The organism is Serratia sp. 25CWL12, from assembly GCF_055790885.1.
The window spans coordinates 2514976-2539840 of record NZ_CM147698.1; the positions used below are offsets into that span (position 1 = coordinate 2514976).

Consider the following 24865-nt stretch of genomic DNA (forward strand, 5'->3'; position numbering starts at 1 on the left):
TAGCTAACCCTGTGGCTGGGGATGACAGAGCGCAGCTAACACGCAAGTAATTTGAAGTATGGGACTATGTACGCCATGGAAACATGGCGTATCCACATTCGATTTCTGGTTTGCTGACACGGAAGACACTATGACAGTCACTCGCAAAAGAGTGGTGATTACCGGTATGGGTCACCTCTCTTCCATTGCCAATAACGTTGCCGATTTTAAACAGGCACTGCTGAATAAAACCTGTGGGATAAAACCCAGCAAAAAGTATCTCGAATGGTTTGAGGATGCGAATGCCTCCGAGGTGTTGCAACCGTTGAGTTGGCCAGAACTCTCTGCTGAAACCGTCGCCTCATTGGACAACGCTGCCCTGTGGGCCTACAAGGTTGGTCACGAAGCCTTAGATCAGGGGCAATTACCTCATGGTGTGCTCCGCGATAAAACGGGACTGATTATCGGTGTTTCCTCGGCCGGTACCGAAGCGTTTATGCCGCTGATCGAACATCAGATGGAGCGTTTCTCGCTGAAAAAAGCGATGGTTTCAGGTAGTTTTTCTTCCTGTTGTGCCATTGTTTCTTCACTACTGGGACTAAAGGGCGGTTTTGAACTGGTTGCCACCGCTTGTACAGCCAGTACCAACGCCATGGGGATCGGCTATGACCTGATCCAGAACGGCAAAAACCCTACGGTTCTGGTCGTAGGCACCGAACCTATCTACCTGCCGACCTTTGCCGGTTTCTACGCGCTGCACGCCATGAAGCGCACCCCATCAAGCCCGTTCTCCGGCACGCCAGGAATGTCAATTGGTGAAGGTGCGGGGGCGTTATTGCTGGAAGAATACGAACACGCTATCGCCCGTGGTGCCACCATCTACGGCGAAATGGTCTCTTATGCCACCTCTTGCGATGCCTACCACGAAACTGCTCCAGACCCACGCGGTGACGGTGCGGTGCAAGTCATGCGCCACGCAATGCAAAATGCAGAAATCGAGACAACGGATATTGATTATATCAATGCCCATGGCACCGGTACCGAGGCCAACGACCGCTGTGAAACCTTAGCCATGAAGAAGGTCTTCCCGAATATCATGGATATTCCAGTGAGTTCGACCAAAGCCTATGTCGGCCACAATATCGGTTCCGCAGGGATTATTGAGCTCATCGCCTGTTTTCTGACGTTGCCAGAAAACAAGATCCTGCCAACGCTCAACTTTAGCACGCCACGCCCGAACTGCGATCTCAACTACGTGCCTAATGAGTTCCAAGAAGCCGAAGTCAAAATGTTCATGAAGAACAACTATGCCTTCGGCGGTAACAACTGCTGTGTGATAGCCAGCGTGAAGCCAGAACAGAGCCCAGCGAGCCAATACCAGGCTAAACGTGTCGCCATCACTGGGATGGGGGCTGTCAGTTCTGTGGGCCACACGCTGCACAGCATACTGGAAAAAATGTGGGCGCAGGCGCCGATCTCTCAGCTTCATCCTCTGGAACTGGACTCCTCTACCAGCCAGGAATTTCGCGAAATCGTCAATACCATGAAGAACAACCATGAAGTGGTTGACTACATGCAGAACAATTTCGGCGAAACGGATATGACGAGCAAACTGAGTAAACCTTCAGGCGTGCACCAGGTATTAGACCTGGATCCGCGTAAAACACTGCGCCGTTTTGATCCGCGCAAAGCCAATACCATCAGCACCTTTGCCCTGCTGGCCATTACCCAGGCAATGACTGATGCTGGGCGTAAAATCAAACGCGACGGTCAAACGCTGGGCATGATCCTGGGGATGTCAAAAGGGCCACAATCAACGGTGGTTCGCTACCTTGAGAGCCTGTTCCCTGACCCAACCAAAGTGCGCACCTCGGAATTCCCTGGGTCACTGATGAATGCCATCTCCACCTTCTGTTCCATTTCCGAAGGGATCAAAGGCTATAACACCTCGCTGGCAACCGGTATCAACGCTGGGCTGGGAGCGCTGACTTATGGTTATGAATTAATTCGCCAATCTGTGCAACCTCAAGTGATTGTCGGTGGTGCTGATGAAAACATGGGGACATTTGCCATCTATCTGTTGGCGCTCAACAGCGATCTGCAGTTGACCTGCGATCCGGCGGATTTCAAGGTTTACAGTCAAGATGCCAAGGGCTATGTCCCGGGTGAAGGGGCTGGCATGCTGTTGATTGAAGATTTACAGCACGCCCAAGAGCGCGGCGCCCATATTCACGCCGAGATCGCCGGTTACGGTAAATCCAACGACGGCAGCTTCTTTAAGCAAGATGATATTCCAGCCAGGGTCGAATCGATGACGGCCGCTATCCGCCAAGCCTTGCAGGAAGCCGATATCAAGCTGGAAGAGGTGGATCTGGTTTGTGGTACCAGCGATGGTACTCCCCTGCGTGATGCCACTGAGATCGGGGCAATTCGCGAAGTGTTTGGTGAAGCTCGTCGCAATCTGCCGTTTGTTAACTATAACGGCTGGTTTGGCTTGGTGGAATCTTGCATCGGTATTCTCAACATCGCTGTGGTCGCCGAGATCATGAAGCGCGGCGAAATACTGCCTATCCCGTATACCGAGCATTTCGCTGCTGACGATATCGCGTTTGTCACCAAACCGTTAAAGAAAAATGTCCGTACCGCGCTGGTGCTAGGTGCCACGGAAGGAGGCAACCATTATGCCGTACTGCTGAGGAGTATGGCGTGATTGATAACGTCGCCCTCAGCGGTTGGGGCGTGACCAGTGCCTATGCGCCGGATTTTCCGGCGCTGATTAATGGTCTGGTGGAAGGCAGATTGATCGGTTCACAGCCGTGGTTTGCCACAGAAAGTGAATGGCAGGATCTGCGTTTAAGCTGTAACCCGCACTATGTACCCGAAACTCAACCCTTCGGCTCGGCGTTTTCTCGCCTGCAACCAGTGATTGACCAAGCTTTAGCCAAGGCTGGTTTAGGTCAGGAACATTTGCAGGGAAAACGAGTGCGAGTTTATCTGGTCGGCCATGGTCAGCGTGCTGACATCGCTGATTACCTAGGCTATCAGGATCGCAATGATCAGGAAGAGCTGCTGTTCTTTCCAAAAATCAAACGGTTGCATGCCAGCAATTTTGATCAGGATCGGCTGGTAAAACAGTTGACGCAAACCTATCAGCTCAGTTGGCCGGCGGTTTCGCTCTATTGTGCTAGCAACTCTGCTTTAGCGGCAGTCCATCTTGCTCAGTCATCCATTGCCGCCGGAGAGGTTGATCTGGTGTTAGTGATTGGCTGGCTGGAAACGCAGACTCAGGACATCATCTTTCTTGGCGGGCAAGATATGCTGGGGGAAGGCAGTTCACAGCCCTTTAGCAACCATAACAGCAGTATCTTACCCACCAACGGTGTCGTCGCGTTGATCCTTGAAAGTGGGCAACACGCTCAGCAACGAGGCTTTAAACCGAGCGCCATATTACGTAGTTCGATGTTTTGCCAGAGCAGTGGCGGCCGGGGAAGCAGTTCCTTTACCGCCGATTTCCGTACTATCGCTCAAACACTAGAACGCGTACTGGTAGATGCCGATCTGTCGCCACAAGATATTGCCTGCGTTTTCCCCCATGCCAATGGAGTGATCGCCAGTGACAAAGCCGAGGCGATGGCGCTACAAAAACTCTGGGGAAAGGCGGGTATCCCGGTCGTCAGCTACAAAGGCCAGTTAGGTTATATGGTCTCTTGTTGCGGGCTGCTCGATCTGATGCTAATTGCTGACGCTCTGCAACAACGCCGCCTCCTAGCGCTGACCAGTCGTTATCCTATTGATGAAACGCTGCAAATTCACGTTCATGCCGATAGCCCGCCGTTGGCATTGGAAAAAGAGCACATTATCAAATCAGGCATCGGGCTCGACGGTTCAGCGATCGCCATGGTGATCTCCGCTAACTGGGAGGGTGCAAATGAATGAGGTGAAACGAGTGATACCGGCCGCAGCCATTAATCTGGTGGGGTTTTCCCTGCTTGAACCCCGTTTGCCGATGCGGCGGTTTTCGCCGAGCTGGTACAACGTATGGGAAGCTTGGCTGCATAAAAAAGCCAATGCCAAAGCGGGCAGCAGCCAATGGTTGTTCCGCCGTTTCGGTGTAGACAGTGACATGTTGCCTGAAGAGGCGTTGCGCAAAGCCAATTATCGCGACTGGTTAAACAGCATGAATACCGCCTGCACTCAAGCGGTGGCCCAACTGGGCAGCAAAGGGGAATTCCACCTGCGCCATGAACGCAATGCCCTGTTTTATGTCGACTCTTGGGGAGAAACCTCAACCATTGAAGGGATCAATAGCTGGCGCGATTCACTCAGCGTCGACATTCTGCCCAAAAGTATCGTGCGTGATTATGGCATCAAGGATTTCACCTGCAAATTACGCGGTGAGCGTAATGGTTTGATGAATGCCCTGCTGCTGGCACAAGACTGCCTAAACAGCAATATGGCCGATAACGTCATTATCTGTGGCCAATTCCGCAGTTTCCCGGTGCTGGTTTTTTCGGAAACCGAACGTTTTCCGTCATCCAAGCAGCGGGGAGAAGTGCCAGCCAATTGCCAATTCAGCGTTGAGCGCGTCGGCTGCCTTATCCTGAAAAAAGCAGCGGGCCAGGGGGTAACTTTACACCTGAGCGACTACCAGAGCCTGACTGGCTCACCGCAACAGCGAGCCATGCAGTTGGCAGAGCAATATAAAGCCTCTCTTGGCTCCGATACCCATGCCGTATTGGGCGTCACGCCACCAGCGCTGTCATTACGTGCTATGCAGCAACAGGCTTTCCAGCAATTACCGGCCAGCCAAGTCTGTGTATCACTCAGTGATCTCTATGGCGACAGCGGCTGTATGAACCCAGCGCTGGCTTGGCAATATCTGCAGCAAAGCAAGAACAGCGGGCATAGCTTGCTCAGTGTGCTTGATGGTGAAGGTGGTGCTTGGCTGTTGGAAAGCTGGGTACCAGAGGAGCAGCTATAATGATGCGTTACGGGTTTCCACTGCTGATGGCGTTAACGGCTATGCTATTACAAGCTAAGCTATTACAAGCCAAGCCGCTACAGGCCGAGACGTTCAAGGATTACCATGCTGTGTACCGCATCCTGCCTGTACGGGGGGAAAAACCAATCGGCGAACACCGCGTCACTCAACGTTGGGATCAGCAACATAGCCGTTATGTGCAACAAGCCAGCATTGCATTTTCCTGGAGAGTATTGCTCAACACACATCATTACCGCTATCAGGATGAGGTGTTCTACGGGGTGGATAACAGCCTGAGCTACCGTATATCTGAGGACAATGATGGCAACACACGCACGGTGAAAGGCGAGATGCCGGCGAAGGCAGCGGGACTGACGCTAAATATTGCCGATCAGCAGGGAAACCGGCAGAAAAGTATCGATAAAACACAATTTGAGTACACCCTATTCTCATTGCGTTTTCCGATCCCCTGCCATTCAACACTCGTGGGCACCGAACGCAGTGAGCAAGTGCTGGTGCCCATCAGTGGCGATATCGTCTTGACTCAGAGTCGTTATGTCAGCATGACCGACCTTCACCTACCAGGGATAGCGAAACCGTTTAATGATCTGTGCCTGATAGAAACGACCGACAGCAGCACAGGGATAAGCCGACATTCATGGATCAATCGCGATGGCTATCTGGTGTACGAAATTTCTGCCGATTACCGCCTGTTACTGGTCGAAGAGGCTTCTAATTTACCGTCAAATTATCGGGGAAAACCATGACCACCCTACAAACTGCACAACCGTTACCTGTTGTGTCGATGCAACAGGCCAGCAAAAAATTCGGTAAAGGCACGGGTGCCATAGTGGCACTGGGATCAATCACCACCGAAATTCATGATGGTGAATTTATCGCGCTGTGTGGGCCTTCCGGTAGCGGTAAAAGTACGCTGTTGAATCTGATGGCTGGGATTGATTACCCCACCAGCGGCCATGTCTATCTGCTGGGTAACGATCTTTCCATGCTTAATGACAAGCAAACTGCACGCTTGCGGGCAGACGCCATTGGTTTTGTCTTTCAATTCTTTAACCTACTGCCAGTGCTAAGCGTATTTGACAACGTTTATTATCCGCTGATGCTCAACGGCTTTAGCCGCCGAGTCGCACAAGGCCAAGTGATGGATATGCTTGAGAAAGTAGGGTTGGCGGCACATTACAAACGCACACCAGGCGAACTTTCCGGTGGGCAACAACAACGCGTGGCGATTGCCCGTGCACTGGTGAAACGCCCACGGCTGATCGTCGCCGATGAACCCACCGGCAATCTGGATACCCGCACTGGGCAAGAGATCATCGATCTTCTGCTCACCATGAATCAAGAACTGAAAACAACATTTGTTATTTCCACCCATTCATTATCGTTGCGCGATCAGGCCAAACGGGTGTTGGAAATCAGGGATGGGGAGTTGGAAAATGATTTTCTTACCGCTTAAACGTTATGCCGTCGCTATATTGCTATTGACCAGCGGCCTTTCACAGGCTAGCAACTCACAAGCTAACAATGTAGCCCAACCGCAACAGGGTGTGCACAACAACACGCGTTTACAGATGATCCTGGGGGTTAACGCTCAAGCCTCAATGGACTCATTAACCAACGCCGCCGGTCAGTTACAAATGCTGTATCAACAGCACCCAGATTACCGCATGGCCAAAATGTTCTCTGGCTATGCACAGCTGTTTATGGCTAAGGATTTCCTGCTCAAGAAGAACTATATGCGTGCAGCAGAAAGCTCAAAACTGGGTTTTTTCTACATTGATGAAGCAGCAGAAACGGATGAAAATGACTGGCAGATGCGCTACCTGCGTGCCAGGATGGATGCCTTTGTTCCTGCATCCAATGGCCGCTGCGTTGTGGCATTGCAAGATCTGAACTTTTTACAACAGAATCCAGCCGTACCGGCCGATTTGAAACCGATGATATTGCTGATGTCGGCGAACGCGCTAACCGATTGCCAACGCGAAAGCGATGCCAAAGCCGCATTGGCATCACTGGCTCAACTGGGTGAAGAAGGGAAACGCCTCGCTGCTCTTAAAGGCCGTGCGGCACCAGCATGGACGCCAGCTGAACTGAAAAACATTCTCCAACCCTTGGCGGAGATACCGCTATGATGAATATCTTGTTCTGGATCTCCAACATTATTATTGTTTATGCACTGTTGGTGGTGATAATAACGGCAATCCGAAAACCAACGGATATCCGTTACACCTTCCTCAACCTGTTCCGCCAGCGCCGCCGTTCTGGAGTCACGCTGCTGGCTATCACGCTGGGTGGCGTGGCCGTATTTATCTTCGGTGGCTTTGTCGATTATTCGTTTTGGGCCCTGCGTGAGCAAACCATCCGTACCAACCTCGGTCATATCCAATTGTACGAGAAAGGGTATCTCAGCAGTGGTGCTAACAATTCGCTGCAGTACACCATCAATAATTATGATGAGGTGAAAAATATTCTGCTGGCCGACCCAGTGATAGCACCGAAGATCACCACCATTACCGGTCAACTGGCATTCAGCGGCATCATCTCGCAATACGACAAAGGAACCTCTACTTTCTTTACCGGTGTGGGGATTGAACCACAAACCTCCTTGGTGCTGGGCTCTCTCGATAGAATCATTTCGGGTAGCGACCTGTCACGGGTTAGGCCGCAGGAGATTACCATCGGTTCGGGTATCGCCAATGCCCTCTCTGCAGGCTATGGCGATTGGGTAGATATGTTGGTGGTCAACCCGCAGGGTGGGCAAAATGCCATGTCTTCCCAGGTGAGAGGCGTCTTCCAGTCTGGTATCAAAGAGTATGACGATACGGCAATCAAAATGCCGCTGCAAACTGCCCAGCGCCTGTTGCAGACTGACGGTGTCAGTAAAATCATCATTATGTTGCAGGACACCGAGCAAACCGAGAGAGTACTGGCGCGCATCAATCAGTTGATCAGCGATAAAAAGCTCAACCTGGAATCGCGCTCTTGGGATGAATTGGCGATTTTCTACCATCAGGTGGTTAACCTGTTTGAAGGGATTTTCCTGTTCATCAAATCGATTGTCAGCGTCATTGTAGTGTTCATGATCGGTAATACGCTGATGATGAACGTGATTGAACGTACTCGGGAAATTGCGACGTTGCGCGCCTTAGGCCTCAACCAATCCTATATTGGTCGCCTGTTTGTGCTGGAGGGGATCATCATCGGCATCATTGGTTCGGTGCTAAGCGTCAGCTTTGGCATATTGATTGCTACACTCATCAATATCAATGGAATACCAATGCCGCCGTCTCCGGGCTACACCCAAGGCTATCTGGCTTTTGTGATGTGGGATCAGGATATCAATCTGTTCTGGTTCTCCTGTGCGTTACCACTGGTAACCGCATTAATCGCATCCATTATCCCGGCTCGCCGGGCCTCGAAACTGGTGATTGCGGAAGCATTCCGCTTTGTTTAATACTCTCAGGGAGAAAAAAGATGTCAAAAGGACAAACTGTACTCATCACTGGCGCTGGCCGTGGCATTGGCATGGCTATCGCTGAAAAGCTGGCACAAGAGGGCTACGATCTGATCCTCAACTACCGCAAGGATCAGGGAAAAAGTGCCGCCAACCTGCAACGTTTTGTAGCAGCAGAAACCAGGGTCAAGGTGACATTGGCTAAAGCGGATATCGCCGAACCACGTGATATCAGTGAAATGATGAAAAAGCTGCGCCAAGAGGGTATCGAGCGGATCGATCACCTCGTGCTGAATGCCGCCGCTGCGCCGTTCAAACCCTTTATGGAGATGACACGCAATGACTGGAAACTGTTGCTCAATACCAACTTGATTGGCAACACCGCCTGCGTCCAGGAAATAGTGCCGATGATGACTGAAGGCGGCACAATTTGTGCAATTTCTAGCCTGGGTAGCCGGCGCGTATTACCAAATTACCCGCTCGGCATTGCTAAATCAGCGTTGGAAAACCTGGTGAGCTACCTGGAAATAGAACTGTATGACCGCAAGATCCGAGTCAACGGTATCTGCGCTGGGATGGTGAATACCGATATGATGCCGTTCTTGAAAGAGCTGTGGCCAGAGATGTTCGAGCGCTACGAAAGTAAACCACGTCGTTGGCTGGTGGAGCCGGAAGAAGTGGCCAACATCACTGCTTTTTTGGTCTCTGACCAGTCAAGCGCGATACGTGGTGCCACCCTGATGGCCGATCTTGGCATGACACTTGAACCCTAAGTATTATCAATAAGGATTATAACGATGAAACGTCAACTCGCTGGATGCCTAATACTTTTGGGCCTTTCAGGTCTAGCTCAAGCAGCAGAACAAGTGCCGAGTTCACTTGAACGTGACCAATTGAACAACCTGACTCAGGAAGATCAGCGTGCGCGCGAAATTATCCGCCGCGCCGATCGTGTGCGCGCACCGGATCAACCTTTCCGTTACACCTTAACCCTGCTCGAACATAAAGGAGGGCGTGACGTGACAGAGAACCAGCAGGTGCTGGATGTCTCCATGCGTTTCTACAAACCTTCTGAGCGGGTAGAGAAAGGGGATGCACGAGCACTGGTACGCTTTGTCTCTCCAGTGCGCGACAAAGGCAAAGCCTTGCTCTCCGACCTGGACAAAATGTGGTATTTCTCCCCTGACCTACGGCGTCCGATCCCTATCTCACGCCAACAGCGCCTGATGGGCCAGGTCTCTAACGGTGACGTGGTGGCCGCTGACTTCGATTATTCCTATATCTCCAAGTTGGTGGGTGAGGAAGCCTGTGGGGAGAAAACCTGTTACAAACTTTCATTGCAACGCCGCTGGCCCCATGTCACCTACCCGGCCATCACTTATTGGGTAGATAAAGAGACTGGCTTCCCCAACCGGGCCGATTTTCTTTCTGCCGATGGCGTCTTGCTCAAGCGTTCCTATTATCGCGATTTTCAGCAGGTGCTGGGCAAAATGCGGCCAACGACTATCGTCGTAGAGGATGCTCTGCAAAAAGGTAACTACACGACCATGCGTTATAGCGACGTCCGTTTGGAATCGTTGCCGGAAAGTTACTTCCAGAAAGAGTATCTGATGAGACTGAATTAATGATGGCGACTAACTGGCTTTCCGTTACCGGTATGCTGTTGTTAGCTGGCACCTACAGTGATGCCAGTTGGGCAGTTGATTGCCAGCTACAACGTGGTTATGCGGGTATTGAGGGGGTTTCCTCCCATACCTCTGCCTCGTTGTGGCAGTTCGACAGTCCGGCGTTTCGTAATAACACCGCTGCCAACCTGTACCTTTCCAGTGTCGGGCTCTGTAAATTGACTGACACCTTCAGCGTCAAGGCGCAAGCCAGTGGGCAATATGTTGCCCATGCCCGTCAGCCGGGAACTCTGGAGGATAAACGCCGTCAAGGGTTTGGCGTTATCAACGAGGTGGTCGGCAGCTGGAAAGTCAGTGACAGTTGGTACATCGATGCCGGTAAGATACGCAAAACCAGCGGCTATCTGTTCTCTGTTGCTCCCCTTGATTTATCGCGCAATATCATTGGCAACATACGTAACGTCCGTATCTTTGGCCTAGCGGATCGTTGGCGTAATTTCTATGATGAAGGCGCTTATGGTGTCAGCAATTCATTGTATCGCAATGAAGGCACCTACACACTGGCGGCCTTTCCGCGCTTGAAGCGTAACACTCAGCGCCAGGAAGCTGCCTCTGAATGGGATCCACTACAGCGGACCAACAGCACCGACAGATATTATGCCAGCTATACCGCCACCGGGTTGAAAACCTTCAACCCGACCATATCCGTACTTGTTGGCAACCAGAAAACGCTGGCAATCGGCACCAGCGGCAACCTGACAGATAAGCTGATCCTCAGTGTTGAAGGGTCGGTTTCTCATGGGCAGACCTGGCGTCATCTGGACACCGCATCAGCACGTGCCATACGTGAGTATCGTTCTGTACAAGTGCCATACAAAATGCGCTCTGACGGTGCTCAAGCAGACATCGGTGCTGGTTTACGTTACACCAGCGACGATCAAACCGAATACGGCGCGGAATATTACGGCCAGAGTCAAGGCTACAGCCGCAGTGAGTGGAAGGATAACTTCGATACTATCCGTTTCGTTAATGGCGGTTATGCCAATCCACTACCGCCAGAGATTGCCGCACTTTATCGCGCATCCTATCAACTTTACTCCCGCATGATGGCGGCAGAAACCGACAATGTTGCCCGTGGTGGAAATCTGCTCGGAAAGCACTATGTCACACTTTATATCCGCACCAATAAAGGACAGGTTGGCAATATCGACTGGTCAGTCTCTGGCATGGCCAATCTGGCGGATGGTAGTAATATGCTGAATCTGCATTTAAGCACGCCGTTAAAAAACAGTATTGAGGTTTATACCGGTGTTGCAGCCAGTTTCGGCAGCAAGGACAGTGAATTTGGCACCTTCGGAGAAAAAGGAAATATCTATGCAGGTATACGAATCAATTGGTGATACAGACATCACCACTAATATGGCCCAAGGTTGGATGATGATCTTCCCTGGCCAGGGCTCCCCAGTCATCGGCATGGGCAGCGATGTTTGCGACATCTCAGCCGGTACCAGAGCAGTATGGGACTGTGCCAGCGATGTTTCTGGGCTGGACGTGCGCAAGCTGTGTCAGAAAGGGCCGATGACGCGTCTGACTAAAACCGTTTACCAACAGTTGGCTGTCACTACTGTTAACACAGCGATGTTGACATCGTTACGTGAGCGGGACCCTGTGTTGGAAACAGGATATGCTGGGCACAGTGCCGGGGAATACACCGCTCTCTATGCTGCTGGAGTGATGGATTTGGAGACGCTGTTTCGCGCTATTACGTTACGAGCCTCCATCATGCAAAATCTGGCCGAACAGCGCAAAGGGGCGATGTATGTGGTCAAACCTTACAGCTATAAGGCACTATGCGAGCATATTGACAATCTGGATCTGTGGGATGTATTGAATGTATCCTGCGATAATGGGCGGCAACAGCAAGTGGTTGGTGGTGAACTGACAGCGGTAAAGACGCTGATCAACCATCTCACGCGTAGCGGGGTGAATACTATCAAGCTGGGCGTCAATGGTGCCTGGCATACGCCGTTGATGAGTGAAGGGGTAACTCAGATGCGTGAGGCATTGGCTAGCCTGCCCTTTTCTTCACCCACCCGCCCAGTGATCATGAACTATAGCGCTAAAGTGGAAAATGACGTGGCCCAGATCAAAGAAAACCTGGCGCTGCATCTTACCCATACTGTACGTTGGCGTGAAAGCATGGATCAGTGGGCGCAAATGGGGTACTGCCGCTATCTGGAGATCAGTAATAAGAAAACCCTCAGTCATCTGCTCGCAGAGCATTATGGCTCTCGCGAGGATTATCACATCCAGCACTATTACCATATTGTGGGCAGTCAACTCCAGCAAGCGGGGTTAAGGGCCGCATGATCCCAAGATTTGCTCCTTTTAGTAAAAAATACCTACGGGTAGCGATAATACCTGTGGTGCTGACCTCCAGCATTCTGACTTCGTCATTGATTCGCAATGCGATTGACATCACCTTGCTGGAGATTATCACCGGGTTAAGCGCGATTTGTCTGTCCATCGTCTGGACCATGATGCGCGATGGCCGGGGCTATTGGGCATATAGCATATTTACCGCACGGGCTTTCGAAAGCCCGGAAGTGCTGGCGGGCTATACACAGCGTAATATCGAGGGGATGGCTAAATTACTATACCGACCTTTTTGGGCTTCTCTGGTGACCCTGAGCTTGGTGGTCGCGTTAAGTTGCCTGATTTGGCTGGGCGGTGCAGACTGGCGCTATACCTTGATTGCGTTACTTGGCGTCGTGATATTGCCTACCTTGATGCTGATCCAGCTAAATAAATCGATCCCGTTCAATATCATACTCGCGTTAAACTCCTACAACGATATCAATGCTTATCGCCCCCGGCAACGCAGCCTGCCAGGCTATGTGGCTGAAGATTTGTTATTGAGCCTGCTGATAAACTTCGCCTTGGTATTTCCCATTGCTCGTAAACCCGCATTTAGCCTAGCCGCTGGCTACTCAGACCCTGCCTTTGTCATCGCGTTTATGATCCTCATGGGTATCGTGATACTGTTTATGTTGGCGTTTGCCAGCCGGTCAAGACGTTATGTGCTATTCGGGGAAATATTGAATGGTACGCTAGATACTGACGCGGCACCGTTTGCTCCCTGGTCATTCACCAGTAAACTGACTCGCTTTAAACGTGCTCTAATCTGGTTGTTGGCTACGCTGTTATGGAGCATCGTGATCTGTCTGATTTTTGCTGCTTGGCATATCACACCACAATTTATTCCGCTCTATCTCTGCGCACTGTTGCCGCTCCTGGCAGTCTATTGTGTGGAGCGCTATCAGACTCTATACAGTAATTTCAATGAAGCACTGGAAATGCGTAAACGTCATCTAGCACATGCCAATCCTAAGGCAATAAAATGACGATATAATGCAGTAGCAATATACTCGCCACTAGAGAAGGTGCGGCCTGCTTGGTCGCACCTCACTGATAAATATACCTGTCATCAATAAAGCTGCAGCGGTGTTGGCTGCAGTTATTAACCTCTTCCCTGAGGCATCCCGCGTTCAAATCCGCTCCTTGCCGATTTATCTCTCACCCTGAGTTCATCTAGTTGGCATGTGACTAGCGCTTCCCATCGCTTGCCGATGATGTTATTAATTTTATGCACACATGAAATATTAATTAATAGTCAGAAGAGTAAATCCCATTTCAATAACAATTGATACAATACATTAACTATTTAAAATAGTTGCTCAGGGTTAAATTCAAATTTTTTTGTAAACATTAAAAAAAGTTTTATTATTTAAAATCAATTAATTAATACCATAAACCCTACAAATCATACGCTTTTTAACCATTTTAGTTTTGCGGGTTATGATCTACATCAATTTTTGCCCTATACTGCTTTGCTAGTATCTTCGTGTTTAATGTTTCATTTAAATTCTTAAGAGCGAGAGTAAGTTTGAGAGCTGGCAACCCCTTTGATATGTTGTTACCTGCTGATATGGCAAAAGTTGCCGAAGATGTAGGTGTTTATAAAGCAACTAAGCACCCGCTAAAGACCTTTTTTTTAGCGATATATGCTGGTGTATTCATTTCTATTGCTTTTGTTTTTTATATCACTGCCACTACCGGTACTGCTGGTGTTGTTCCTTTTGGCCTGGCAAAACTGATAGGCGGGATTTGCTTTTCCATGGGGTTGATGCTGGTTGTCGTCTGTGGTGCTGACCTGTTTACCTCCACCGTTTTGACGGTAGTTGCCAAAGCCAGCGGCCGCATTACCTGGGGCCAACTAGCCACCAACTGGTTAAACGTTTATATTGGTAATTTACTTGGCGCTCTGTTCTTTGTCGCTTTGATTTGGTTTGCTGGTCAACATATGGCAGCCAACGGTCAATGGGGTTTGAATGTTTTACAAACCGCTAACCACAAATTACACCACACTTTTACTGAAGCAGTTTGTCTTGGCATTCTAGCTAACTTAATGGTTTGTTTGGCCGTTTGGATGAGCTATTCAGGGCGCAGCCTGACAGACAAAGCCGTTATCATGATCCTGCCAGTGGCAATGTTTGTTGCCAGTGGCTTTGAACACTGTATCGCCAACATGTTTATGATCCCGATGGGTATCGTGGTTAAGTATTTTGCTACCCCAGAATTTTGGCAAACTGTTGGGGCAACACCAGAACAATTTGCTCATCTGACCGTAAACAGTTTTATTATGGACAATCTGATCCCCGTCACTATTGGTAACATTATTGGTGGTGGCCTGCTGGTTGGGTTGAGTTACTGGGTAATTTATCTGCGTGGTGGTGAACAGAAGCATTAATTCTGTTCGCTGGCATGGCACGGGTTTAACAAAAAATCCACATTAGAGGTAGGTATATCATGACCGAACTTAACGAAAAATTAGCAACTGCTTGGCAAGGTTTCACCGAGGGTGATTGGCAGAAAGAAGTCAACGTACGTGACTTTATCCAAAAAAACTACACTCCTTATGAAGGTGACGAAGCCTTCCTGGCCGGTGCCAGCCAAGCGACCACTACACTGTGGGACAAGGTGATGGAAGGGGTCAAACTGGAAAACCGCACCCATGCGCCAGTTGATTTCGATACCAGTGTTATCTCTACCATTACTTCTCATGATGCTGGCTATATTAATAAAGACTTGGAAACCATCGTCGGTTTGCAGACAGATGCACCACTGAAGCGGGCATTGATCCCATTCGGCGGCATCAAAATGGTTGAAGGTTCATGCAAGGTTTATGGCCGTGAACTGGATCCACAAGTGAAGAAGATTTTCACTGAATATCGTAAAACCCACAACCAGGGCGTATTCGATATTTACACCAAAGATATCCTGAACTGCCGTAAGTCTGGCGTGCTGACCGGTCTGCCTGATGCATATGGTCGTGGTCGTATTATCGGTGACTACCGCCGTGTGGCACTGTACGGTATTGACTTCCTGATGGCTGACAAGCTGAAGCAGTTCAACTCACTGCAAAGCAGATTTGAAAATGGTGAAGACCTGCAAATGACCATGCAGTTGCGCGAAGAAATTGCTGAACAGCACCGTGCACTGGCTCAAATGAAAGAAATGGCCGCCAAATATGGTTATGACATTTCTGCTCCAGCCAAAACTGCCCAAGAAGCAGTACAATGGACTTATTTCGGTTACCTGGCTGCAGTTAAATCCCAGAACGGTGCTGCCATGTCATTTGGCCGCGTATCTACCTTCCTGGACGTGTTTATCGAGCGTGATATCAAAGCCGGTAAACTGACAGAAGAGCAGGCTCAGGAACTGATTGACCACTTGGTCATGAAGCTGCGTATGGTTCGTTTCCTGCGTACCCCTGAATACGATGAACTGTTCTCTGGTGACCCAATCTGGGCGACCGAATCTCTGGCAGGTATGGGTGTTGATGGCCGTACACTGGTCACCAAAAACAGCTTCCGTTTCCTGAATACCCTGTACACTATGGGGCCTTCACCAGAGCCAAATATGACCATTCTGTGGTCTGAAAAGCTGCCGTTGAACTTCAAAAAGTTCGCTGCGAAAGTGTCTATCGACACCTCTTCCCTGCAATATGAAAACGACGATCTGATGCGCCCTGACTTCAACAACGATGACTATGCCATTGCTTGTTGCGTCAGCCCGATGGTCGTTGGTAAACATATGCAGTTCTTCGGTGCTCGTGCCAACCTGGCGAAAACCATGTTGTACGCCATCAACGGCGGCGTTGATGAAAAACTGAAAATACAAGTGGGTCCAAAAGAGCCACCGATGATGGATGAAGTGCTGGACTATGACAAAGTCATGGAACGCATGGATCACTTTATGGATTGGTTGGCCAAGCAATATGTGACCTCGCTGAACGCCATTCACTATATGCATGACAAGTACAGCTATGAAGCTGCGCTGATGGCACTGCATGACCGTGACGTTTATCGTACCATGGCTTGTGGTATCGCTGGTTTGTCGGTGGCTGCCGACTCCCTGTCTGCTATCAAATATGCCAAAGTTTCCACCATCCGTGATGAAGACGGCCTGGCCGTTGACTTCAAGATTGAAGGTGAATATCCACAGTTCGGTAACAACGACTCACGTGTTGATGATATCGCTTGTGATCTGGTAGAACGTTTCATGAAGAAAATTCAGAAACTGCATACCTACCGTAATGCGGTACCGACTCAGTCTGTTCTGACCATCACCTCTAACGTGGTTTATGGTAAGAAAACCGGTAACACCCCAGATGGTCGCCGTGCTGGTGCGCCATTCGGCCCAGGTGCCAACCCAATGCATGGCCGTGATCAGAAAGGTGCGGTCGCCTCTCTGACCTCAGTGGCTAAACTGCCGTTTGCTTATGCTAAAGATGGTATCTCTTACACCTTCTCCATCGTTCCTAATGCGTTGGGTAAAGATGATGATGTGCGTAAAGCCAACCTGGCGGGTCTGATGGATGGTTACTTCCACCATGAAGCTTCCATCGAGGGGGGGCAACACCTGAACGTTAACGTCATGAACCGTGAAATGCTGCTGGATGCCATGGAAAACCCTGAGAAATATCCTCAGTTGACCATCCGTGTTTCTGGTTATGCGGTGCGTTTCAACTCGTTGACTAAAGAGCAACAGCAAGACGTGATTACTCGTACTTTCACTCAGTCGATCTAATCACTGCGTCTTGACAGGGGGAGTTTATCTTCCCCTGGTAAAATAGACTTGGGCCGGATATTCCGGCCCTTTTAGTAAGCGAAATTGAGTAAACGAAATCTATTCCGGTTACGCTGCCAGAGCCTTAATCCCGCGCCATTTAAGCGATATTCGCCTAACTTCTCTGAATCTGCCGAATAATGTCCCCCTGCAATAATCATAATGGTGGCTGACGATGACAAAAGCGATAACGCGACGGACGGCAGAAAGAGGTATACTACAGCAGTAATCGGCGTGTACCCGGGCAACCCATCGCCCTACTCGTTACTCAGGCCGCTCCGTTATGGTATTACGGTCTATGTCTGGGGTAACGAGCCTATTTTAGGTTGCGTTTGACAGTCAATATTGGAGAACACCCTGCAATGTCCTTAAAAGGTCGCATCCACTCTTTTGAATCCTGTGGCACCGTTGATGGCCCGGGTATCCGCTTTATTGTTTTTTTCCAGGGTTGCCTGATGCGCTGCCTCTACTGCCATAACCGTGATACCTGGGACACTCATGGCGGAAAAGAAGTCACCGTTGAAGAATTGATGACGGATACCGTGGCTTATCGCCACTTTATGAATGCCTCTGGCGGTGGCGTCACCGCATCAGGTGGTGAGGCTATTCTGCAAGCAGAGTTTGTCCGTGATTGGTTCCGTGCCTGCCAACAGGAAGGGATCAGTACCTGTCTGGACACCAATGGTTTTGTTCGCCGTTACGATCCGGTGATTGATGAACTGCTGGATGCTACCGACCTGGTGATGCTTGATCTAAAACAGATGAACGATGAGATCCACCAGGTTCTGGTTGGTGTCTCTAACCAGCGCACATTGGAGTTTGCCCATTATCTGGCGAAACGTAATCAACGCACCTGGATCCGCTATGTGGTCGTTCCAGGCTGGTCTGATGATGACGCATCTGTCCATATGCTGGGGGAATTCACCAAAGATATGAGCAATATCGAAAAGATCGAACTGTTGCCTTATCATGAATTAGGTAAACATAAATGGATCGCCATGGGGGAAGAGTACAAACTCAGTGATGTACATCCACCGAAAACTGAAGTGATGGAGCGAGTAAAAGGGATCCTTGAGAGCTATGGCCACAAAGTGGTTTACTGAGGCCCTACTTTCTCCGACACCCGAGTTCCATAACGTGACAGTACACAACGCTGGCTCTCCCCTTTAGCCTGAGGCTTGAGCCCAGTCATGGGTCACAGAGTCAGCGACTAGATGCATAAATACGTTGTGACCAGGGCGAACGACAAATCCGCCTGCGGGCTGCCGCCGGCGGATTTAAATGACGCTGGCGGTGGTGCGGGGTGGACCTCATGAATGAGGCGCCTAACGCTAGCCAACACCACTGGCCCTGAAGTATCACGGTATAACCCCTTTTCCTCTTTTCATCAGGAAATCACGATGGCAAAACGTTTTAGCTGGCCGATAAAATCTAACCCTGTTCATGCTGCTTATCAGGCAGCATTTTCTTTACATCAGGCGGGGAAGTTGCAGGAAGCAGAAAGAGGCTACCGCCAACTACTACGCTCTTCACCGAATCATACCAGTGCTTTGCACTATCTGGGGGTTATCTGTTTGCAAACCCAGCGGCTAGAAGAAGCGGAGACGTTAATCTCACGTTCGTTGCAACAACAAGAAGATGCTAGCGCTCTGTTAAACCTTTCATTGGTGTGCCAGGCGCTTAATCAATCTGAACGCGCGATGACATTACTTGAACGCGTTTTAGCGCTGACGCCGAATAATGCCCAAGCTACCAATAACCTGGCCAATGAATACCTCAGGCAAGGTGAGGTTGCTCGTGCACTCACGCTGTATCGCCGTGGTACAGAACTCAATCCGGGGTATCTATTAAACTGGATGAATCTCGGTGTCTGTTTGCGTAATGAAAATCAGTTTGACGAGGCGGAAACTGCATTACGCCAAGCGTTAGCACTGAACCCTCAACATTATCAATCTGCTACGATTCTGTCTTCACTGCTGGAAAACCGCAAACAGTGGGCCGAAGCGATTGCGCTCTGCGAACGGGTTAACGATATTGCCAGCCTGTGCAGACTGAAGCGGAAATCTGCTGATTGGCAAGGGCTCGATACGCTGGAGGCACAATTACACAATCTGGTGGTTGCCGAACACCAGCAAGAGATCGACCCACATACCTTAATTAACTATCCGTGGCTCACCCGCGAGCTTCACCGCAATGCAGCGCGCCAGTTTGCACAGATACGTTGGCCAATACAGTTAGCAAATCCATTGCCACACCCAGCTCACCCTACCAATGCGCGCCTCAAGATTGGCTATCTTTCGGCAGATTTTTTCGATCATGCCACCATGCACCTGCTGGCTGGCGTGCTGGAGGCACATGATACCGAACGCTATGATATTCACCTCTATTGCTACAGCCCGAAAAAATCGTCTGACAATTACACACAACGGCTAGCAGACAGCGGTTTACCCCTGCATTACCTGCGTGGCATTAGCGATAAAGCTGCCGCACAACAGATCATGGCGGATAACGTTGATATTTTAGTGGACCTGAAAGGTTTCACCACCTACACGCGCTTGGGCATCACCGCTTATCGACCAGCACCGATAACCGTGAGCTGGCTAGGTTATCCTGGATCACTGGGCCACCCAGCGCTGGCGGATTATATTATCGGTGATGCTCAGGTTACACCGGTATCTCATGCTGGTGACTATAGCGAAACGCTGGCACTTATGCCGGATAGCTATCAGCCAAACGACCGCAACCGCCCGCTTCCTGCCCCACTTAGCCGTAAAGATGTTGGTCTGCCAGACAATGCAGTGGTCCTGTGTAGCTTTAACCAAATAGTAAAATATAGCCCCGCTCTATTTACGCTGTGGAGCCGGGTGCTGAATGCGGTGCCCAATACGGTGCTCTGGCTCCTGGAAGGCAATTCACCAGTCGTTACTGATAATCTTCGCCGTGAAATGGTTGAGCGGGGTATTGCTACCGAGCGGATTATTTTTGCACCTTTTATGAAACTTGAGCAACATCTGGCCCGCTTACAACTAGCGGATATCGCACTGGATACCTTCCCTTGTAATTCGCACACCACCGCCAGTGATGCATTGTGGGCAGGGGTTCCATTAGTGAGCTATACGGGTGAAACCTTTGCCTCGCGTGTCGCCACCAGTCTGCTACATGCGGCTAATGTTCCCGAGTTAATCGCTGCCGATGAAAACAGCTGGCTGCAATTGACCTGCGAACTGGCGAACGATGCCGATAAGCGTGCAACGCTCCGTCAGCGCTTAATTGCTGGGCGGCAAACCTCTGCACTGTTCGATACCCAACGTTTCACGCACAATCTTGAACAGCTCTACGATGCCATGTGGGCCCAACGGGATCAGCCCCGCGAGCAACGGACGCCGCTTGTTTTAGAGGAAGATGGTCGTGTTAGGGGAAGATGATCGTGCACAGGCAATAAGCCAGGCTTAGTCACTTAGCCAAGCTCACTCTACTGGCAAGCACTTGCCGGTAGAGTGAGCCTTAAGGATGAAGTGAAAATGCTCGCCATACCTCTCTCGGCTTTATTGATGACGGGGATATGCCCGTCAAACTGGCAGTTTCACCTCACGACGTCAGGAAAACGGGTTAACCCGTGTTTTCCTGACGTCGTAGAGGCCGCTCAATCGATATTTTTAAGTTGCCATTCGCCAGCAAGAATACGATCAAGCATAAAGAAAGGCATGTATTCACGCCAAGTATGCTCTTTCACCACACTGGCATATTGGCATAGGCTATTGCTGTGCTGATCCAAGACTTCCCACCGCTGTAATTCACCCTCTTCTTTACTGCTAGCGAGGCCGGCCAATTGATAGCTGACATTGCTGCCAACATGAAATTTATTGGTTTTCCAACGGATTGGCGCATGGGGAGGGAAAGGTTGTGCTTGATAGAACCCAAACATATCATCGTGACTGAGCAAACTCTGTCGGATGGTGGGCCAGAGCTGCTGACGCATAAAATATTGATCGACAAAACGACGATGATTATCTTGCTTACTCAAATAATCACTAACCTGTACAGGAATTGAAGGCAGATTAGCATTATGACAACCGCCCCACATCCCGGCTAACAGCAGTTCAGTATGGGTAAAGTAATCACGCATATGGTGATACCAATAATCACTCTGCAACCACGCTTCAACCGCCCCTTGCTCTCGTTCAGAGAGCAACGAATCAGCATCACGAATAAGATAACGTTTGACTTCGGGGTCATCCAGAACCAGAAAACGCCACATCAGTGCTGGGACATTCTGGTGCAAATCCCCTGCAACTTTTATCACTTTAGCGCCGGTATCCAGCAAACGCTGCTGCACCGGTTGGGGCACCGTATCATCCAGATAAAAACGGCAATGCCAACCAGGGAACAGCTCTTTGCTCACTTGCGCGTTCATAATCGCACTTTCACAGTAACGCACCTGTGAACCAAAAAGAGTAAATGAGATGGCATTCTCTTGCGGATTATGGGGATTAAACGCAGGCGGATGGGATTCGGGCAGAGGATAAAGCTGGCCACCACCAAATATCTGATCCCCCTGCTCCAGTGATATCAAACCATAGTGTTTCACTTCATCGGGTCGATTCGTCCAACCACAAGCCTCCGTCAAACCATCAATCATCGTGGCCGGGAGTGCCTCTAATGGCAGACTTTGAAACAATTTCTTATAGGTTTTATAGGCTTTTTCATATTCTTCAGTTCGCATTAAACACAAGGCATAGCTGGACAATACATCAGGATTACGCGGCACCAAACGCAGTGTCGTTTCTGCAATTACTTTCCCTGCGGCATAATCATCATTCGCTATTGCGGTACGATACTGTTGCGCAAGATGGTTAAGCCGTTGTTCCTGACTATGAGACTGAGCTATTGATTTTTTTTTCTGGAAAGGAAGCATAGAATTAAATTTGCCTCAGACTGATCAATGATGATGGCGATGCTTACTGCCTGTACTGGGTGGCAGTAAGCACCCTGCTAAGATGCTTCAACGTTATGATGAACCGCCTTATTGAGGTTCACCCAACGGGGAAAAATGCAAATGCATCGCTACCACCCTATTACTTGAAATCGGTTAGGTATAGTCCCGTTTAGTTTAGCTTACCTTTCCAACCAGCTCAGTAACATTGCGGCACTGGCAATCACATTAATGTTCGCAACGTAACCATCATAACGATTATTAATCGCTGATAGCTGGTTGTTAAAATGATCGTTTTCTGCCGTGAGTACATCCAGCAAAGTCCGCTTGCCGAGGTGATACCACTGATCATAAAACATTTGCCTAACTCGATCGGTCTCTATAGACAAACGGTCAAAATCTTGTGCGCGTAAAAACGAAGAGTCACGAGTCTGGACCAAATTATTGATTTGATACTCCAAATCTCGATAGGCAGTTTCATACTGTTGTTGAGCACCCGTCGCTTTAGCCAGCGCAGCCTGCTGAGCCGCTTTCTGTGAGCCACCGCTAAACGCATTCCACTGAACATTCACGCCGGTATACCAGCCGGTTTCATTACCATTGATATCTTTAGCGGTATTCTTGGAAACCACCAAATTAAGTTGCGGCAACCCCGCAGCCTTAATACTGTCAGCCTCAGATTCAGCCGCCTTGGTTTGTGCCTGCAATTTCAGCAAATTGGGGTTTTTTGCCAAAGAGGCGATCGCCGTTGATGCCGGGACCATTGAATCTTGCCAGGAAATATTTTCAGGTAAGTTGGGTTCTACCCCCAATAAGCGCACCAGCTTGATGCGGCTTACACTTAATTGGTGTTCAATATCGTCTAAATTTGCACGGGCAGATAATAGTTTGGCTCTCGCCTGAGTAAACTCACTGGCACGGCCTTGGTCTGCTACCGTAATCTGCTCCAACATATCGGCCAGTTGCTTCATTCGCGTCATATAAGCGACTGCTACTACACGACTTTCCTGATAGCGCGCGAGATTTATCAATTCTGAGACAGTATTATACGCCAGCATCTCTTTGGTATAACTTCTCGCATTAACCGCCGCCGTCACCCCTTCTTCTGCGCTATCAACTTGATGGCTTATCTTGCCCCAATCATAGATAGGGGTGACCACTGAGACATTGCCACTGGTATCTTTGGCATTGGAGTTATTTCGCTGTAGGTCTGCGCTGCCCCCTTGGGTCGCCAAGGGTGTTGATACCCCAACCTGAACCTGCGGCCAGCGCTGACCTTTGGTTTGATCAACATAATAACCTGCGGCCAGAACATCTGCGTCAGAGGAACGCACTTCTGGGCTGTGCATCAATGCCATCGTCACCATTTTACGTAAAAAGGTATGAGATGAAGCATCGCTTTTCCCGGCGTAAACGTTATCTACCACATTACCCGCATCACGCTGGTTACTTTCAGTATTTGAACGCACTTTGTCATAAGCCGGGTCTGGCTGTAACGGCTGCGGGAAATAGTCGCCACTACTCTTCTGCTCTGGCTGCTTGCTATCTGCGGTTATTTCATTTTTGATATAAGCATCGCTACGCAGATTATTGCGGTCAACCATCTTGGGCTGCGGTTCACCCTGAGTGATATCCCCAGATTGACTATTTGCTGCCTGACTATTTTCTGCCTGGCTATTTACTGCCTGACTATTTGCTGCCTGAGTCGGTTGGCTGTTAACTGAGCTTGTCTCGCCTTTCTCAGCATAAACGTTATCTACCGCATTATCCGAGGCACGCTCAATTTCAGCAGTACTTAAACGCGTTTTGTCATAAACCGGCTCTGGCTGAAACAGTTTCTTGCTTTGAGAAACCGTGCCCTGCTGTGCTGGCTGTTTGCTGTCTGTCGATATTTCACTCTTGATATCAGCGTCTGCACGCAAACCATTAGGTTCCACTACCTTGAGCTGCGGTGCACCCTGAGTGACATCTCCTGACTGACTATTTGCTGCCTGAGTCGGTTGGCTGTTAACTGAATTTGTTTCGCCTTTCCCAGCATAAACGTTATCTACCGCATTATTTGAGGCACGCTGAATTTCAGCAGCACTTAAACGCGTTTTGTCATAAACTGGCTCTGGTTGAAACAGCGTCTGGCTTTGAGAAACCGTACCCTGCTGTGCTGGCTGTTTGCTGTCTGTCAACATTTCACTCTTGATACCAGCGTCAGCACGCACACCATTAGGTTCCACCACCTTGGGCTGCGGTGCACCCTGAATAACATCTCCTGCCTGACTATTTACTGCTTGAGTCGGTTGGCTGTTCACTGAAGTTGGATACGCACTACTCTGTGTTAAACTCTCTGTTGAACTCTCTGAGTTACTGGTCAATTTAGGCGAAGGCGTGCTTGAGACGCTAGGTGAAGTTGCGTTGGCTGCCCCATCGGCAACAAATTGCGACTGACTGTTAGCCCCAGATTGACCGCTCTCTTTAACCTGCTCCACGCTTTGCGGCGCTGAAGGTTTCAGATTAGATTGCTCAACATACTCCTCCTGGGTCACCATAGGCGGTAATGAATTAATATCATTGTCGCTCTCCCCTGATAAGGAGGACTGTTGGTCAATTGCCAGGCTAGAAAAAGGTAAACATATCGCTATTGCCATGGCTATTTTCAACCGACGAAACTCACTCTGCTTCTTTGCCAT

The 24865-nt window shown here is 49.7% G+C and carries 18 protein-coding genes; 16 read left to right on the forward strand and 2 right to left on the reverse strand.

What is annotated here, in order from left to right; all coding sequences use genetic code 11:
* The first annotated feature begins 130 nt into the window (after positions 1-130).
* The 16 genes from ACX9GV_RS10820 (at position 131) to ACX9GV_RS10895 (ending at position 20676) form a co-directional block, all read left to right on the forward strand.
* Complete coding sequence (locus tag ACX9GV_RS10820; RefSeq protein ID WP_473195517.1) at positions 131-2689, forward strand: beta-ketoacyl synthase N-terminal-like domain-containing protein; 2559 nt, start codon at positions 131-133, stop codon at positions 2687-2689.
* A complete protein-coding gene (locus tag ACX9GV_RS10825; RefSeq protein WP_473195518.1) occupies positions 2686-3915 on the forward strand; it encodes a beta-ketoacyl synthase N-terminal-like domain-containing protein in 1230 nt (409 codons plus the stop codon). Before ACX9GV_RS10820 ends, ACX9GV_RS10825 begins: the two co-directional genes overlap by 4 nt.
* Positions 3908-4960 (forward strand): ATP-binding protein, encoded by a 1053-nt coding sequence (locus ACX9GV_RS10830; RefSeq protein ID WP_473195519.1) that lies wholly within the window; start codon positions 3908-3910, stop codon positions 4958-4960. The genes ACX9GV_RS10825 and ACX9GV_RS10830 overlap by 8 nt, the downstream gene beginning before the upstream one ends.
* The gene (locus tag ACX9GV_RS10835) at positions 4960-5727 is read left to right on the forward strand and encodes a hypothetical protein (RefSeq protein ID WP_023489359.1); all 768 of its coding nucleotides are present in this window, start codon (positions 4960-4962) and stop codon (positions 5725-5727) included. The genes ACX9GV_RS10830 and ACX9GV_RS10835 overlap by 1 nt, the downstream gene beginning before the upstream one ends.
* Positions 5724-6437 carry an ABC transporter ATP-binding protein gene (locus ACX9GV_RS10840; protein ID WP_023489360.1) on the forward strand — a complete coding sequence of 238 codons (714 nt, stop codon included), beginning with the start codon at positions 5724-5726 and terminating at the stop codon, positions 6435-6437. Before ACX9GV_RS10835 ends, ACX9GV_RS10840 begins: the two co-directional genes overlap by 4 nt.
* The gene (locus tag ACX9GV_RS10845) at positions 6418-7113 is read left to right on the forward strand and encodes a hypothetical protein (RefSeq protein ID WP_473195520.1); all 696 of its coding nucleotides are present in this window, start codon (positions 6418-6420) and stop codon (positions 7111-7113) included. Before ACX9GV_RS10840 ends, ACX9GV_RS10845 begins: the two co-directional genes overlap by 20 nt.
* A complete protein-coding gene (locus tag ACX9GV_RS10850) occupies positions 7110-8435 on the forward strand; it encodes an ABC transporter permease (RefSeq protein WP_023489362.1) in 1326 nt (441 codons plus the stop codon). Before ACX9GV_RS10845 ends, ACX9GV_RS10850 begins: the two co-directional genes overlap by 4 nt.
* A 20-nt stretch (positions 8436-8455) precedes the next feature.
* Positions 8456-9208 (forward strand): SDR family oxidoreductase, encoded by a 753-nt coding sequence (locus ACX9GV_RS10855; RefSeq protein ID WP_023489363.1) that lies wholly within the window; start codon positions 8456-8458, stop codon positions 9206-9208.
* Between the two features lie 24 nt (positions 9209-9232).
* A complete protein-coding gene (locus tag ACX9GV_RS10860; RefSeq protein ID WP_023489364.1) occupies positions 9233-10060 on the forward strand; it encodes an outer membrane lipoprotein-sorting protein in 828 nt (275 codons plus the stop codon).
* Entirely contained in the window at positions 10060-11460 is a 1401-nt protein-coding gene (locus ACX9GV_RS10865; protein WP_473195521.1) for a hypothetical protein, read from the forward strand. Before ACX9GV_RS10860 ends, ACX9GV_RS10865 begins: the two co-directional genes overlap by 1 nt.
* On the forward strand, positions 11435-12430 hold the full coding sequence (locus ACX9GV_RS10870) for an ACP S-malonyltransferase (protein ID WP_473195522.1): 996 nt from the start codon (positions 11435-11437) through the stop codon (positions 12428-12430). Before ACX9GV_RS10865 ends, ACX9GV_RS10870 begins: the two co-directional genes overlap by 26 nt.
* Positions 12427-13464: a hypothetical protein gene (locus ACX9GV_RS10875; protein WP_473195523.1), complete on the forward strand. Its 1038-nt coding sequence runs from the start codon at positions 12427-12429 to the stop codon at positions 13462-13464. The genes ACX9GV_RS10870 and ACX9GV_RS10875 overlap by 4 nt, the downstream gene beginning before the upstream one ends.
* A gap of 542 nt (positions 13465-14006) precedes the next feature.
* Positions 14007-14870, forward strand: a complete 864-nt coding sequence (gene focA / locus ACX9GV_RS10880; protein WP_473195524.1) for a formate transporter FocA — start codon at positions 14007-14009, stop codon at positions 14868-14870.
* 59 nt (positions 14871-14929) lie between these two features.
* The gene (pflB, locus tag ACX9GV_RS10885) at positions 14930-17212 is read left to right on the forward strand and encodes a formate C-acetyltransferase (protein WP_473195525.1); all 2283 of its coding nucleotides are present in this window, start codon (positions 14930-14932) and stop codon (positions 17210-17212) included.
* Between the two features lie 401 nt (positions 17213-17613).
* On the forward strand, positions 17614-18354 hold the full coding sequence (gene pflA, locus ACX9GV_RS10890) for a pyruvate formate lyase 1-activating protein (RefSeq protein WP_473195526.1): 741 nt from the start codon (positions 17614-17616) through the stop codon (positions 18352-18354).
* A 297-nt stretch (positions 18355-18651) separates the two neighbouring features.
* On the forward strand, positions 18652-20676 hold the full coding sequence (locus ACX9GV_RS10895; protein WP_473195527.1) for an O-linked N-acetylglucosamine transferase, SPINDLY family protein: 2025 nt from the start codon (positions 18652-18654) through the stop codon (positions 20674-20676).
* A 218-nt stretch (positions 20677-20894) separates the two neighbouring features.
* On the opposite strand, the gene ACX9GV_RS10900 is transcribed toward ACX9GV_RS10895, so the two are convergent.
* Together ACX9GV_RS10900 and ACX9GV_RS10905 are read right to left on the reverse strand one after the other, a co-directional pair.
* Positions 20895-22166, reverse strand: a complete 1272-nt coding sequence (locus ACX9GV_RS10900; protein ID WP_473195528.1) for a tetratricopeptide repeat protein — start codon at positions 22164-22166, stop codon at positions 20895-20897.
* Positions 22167-22366: 200 nt separating this feature from the next.
* Positions 22367-24865, reverse strand: a complete 2499-nt coding sequence (locus ACX9GV_RS10905) for a TolC family protein (protein ID WP_473195529.1) — start codon at positions 24863-24865, stop codon at positions 22367-22369.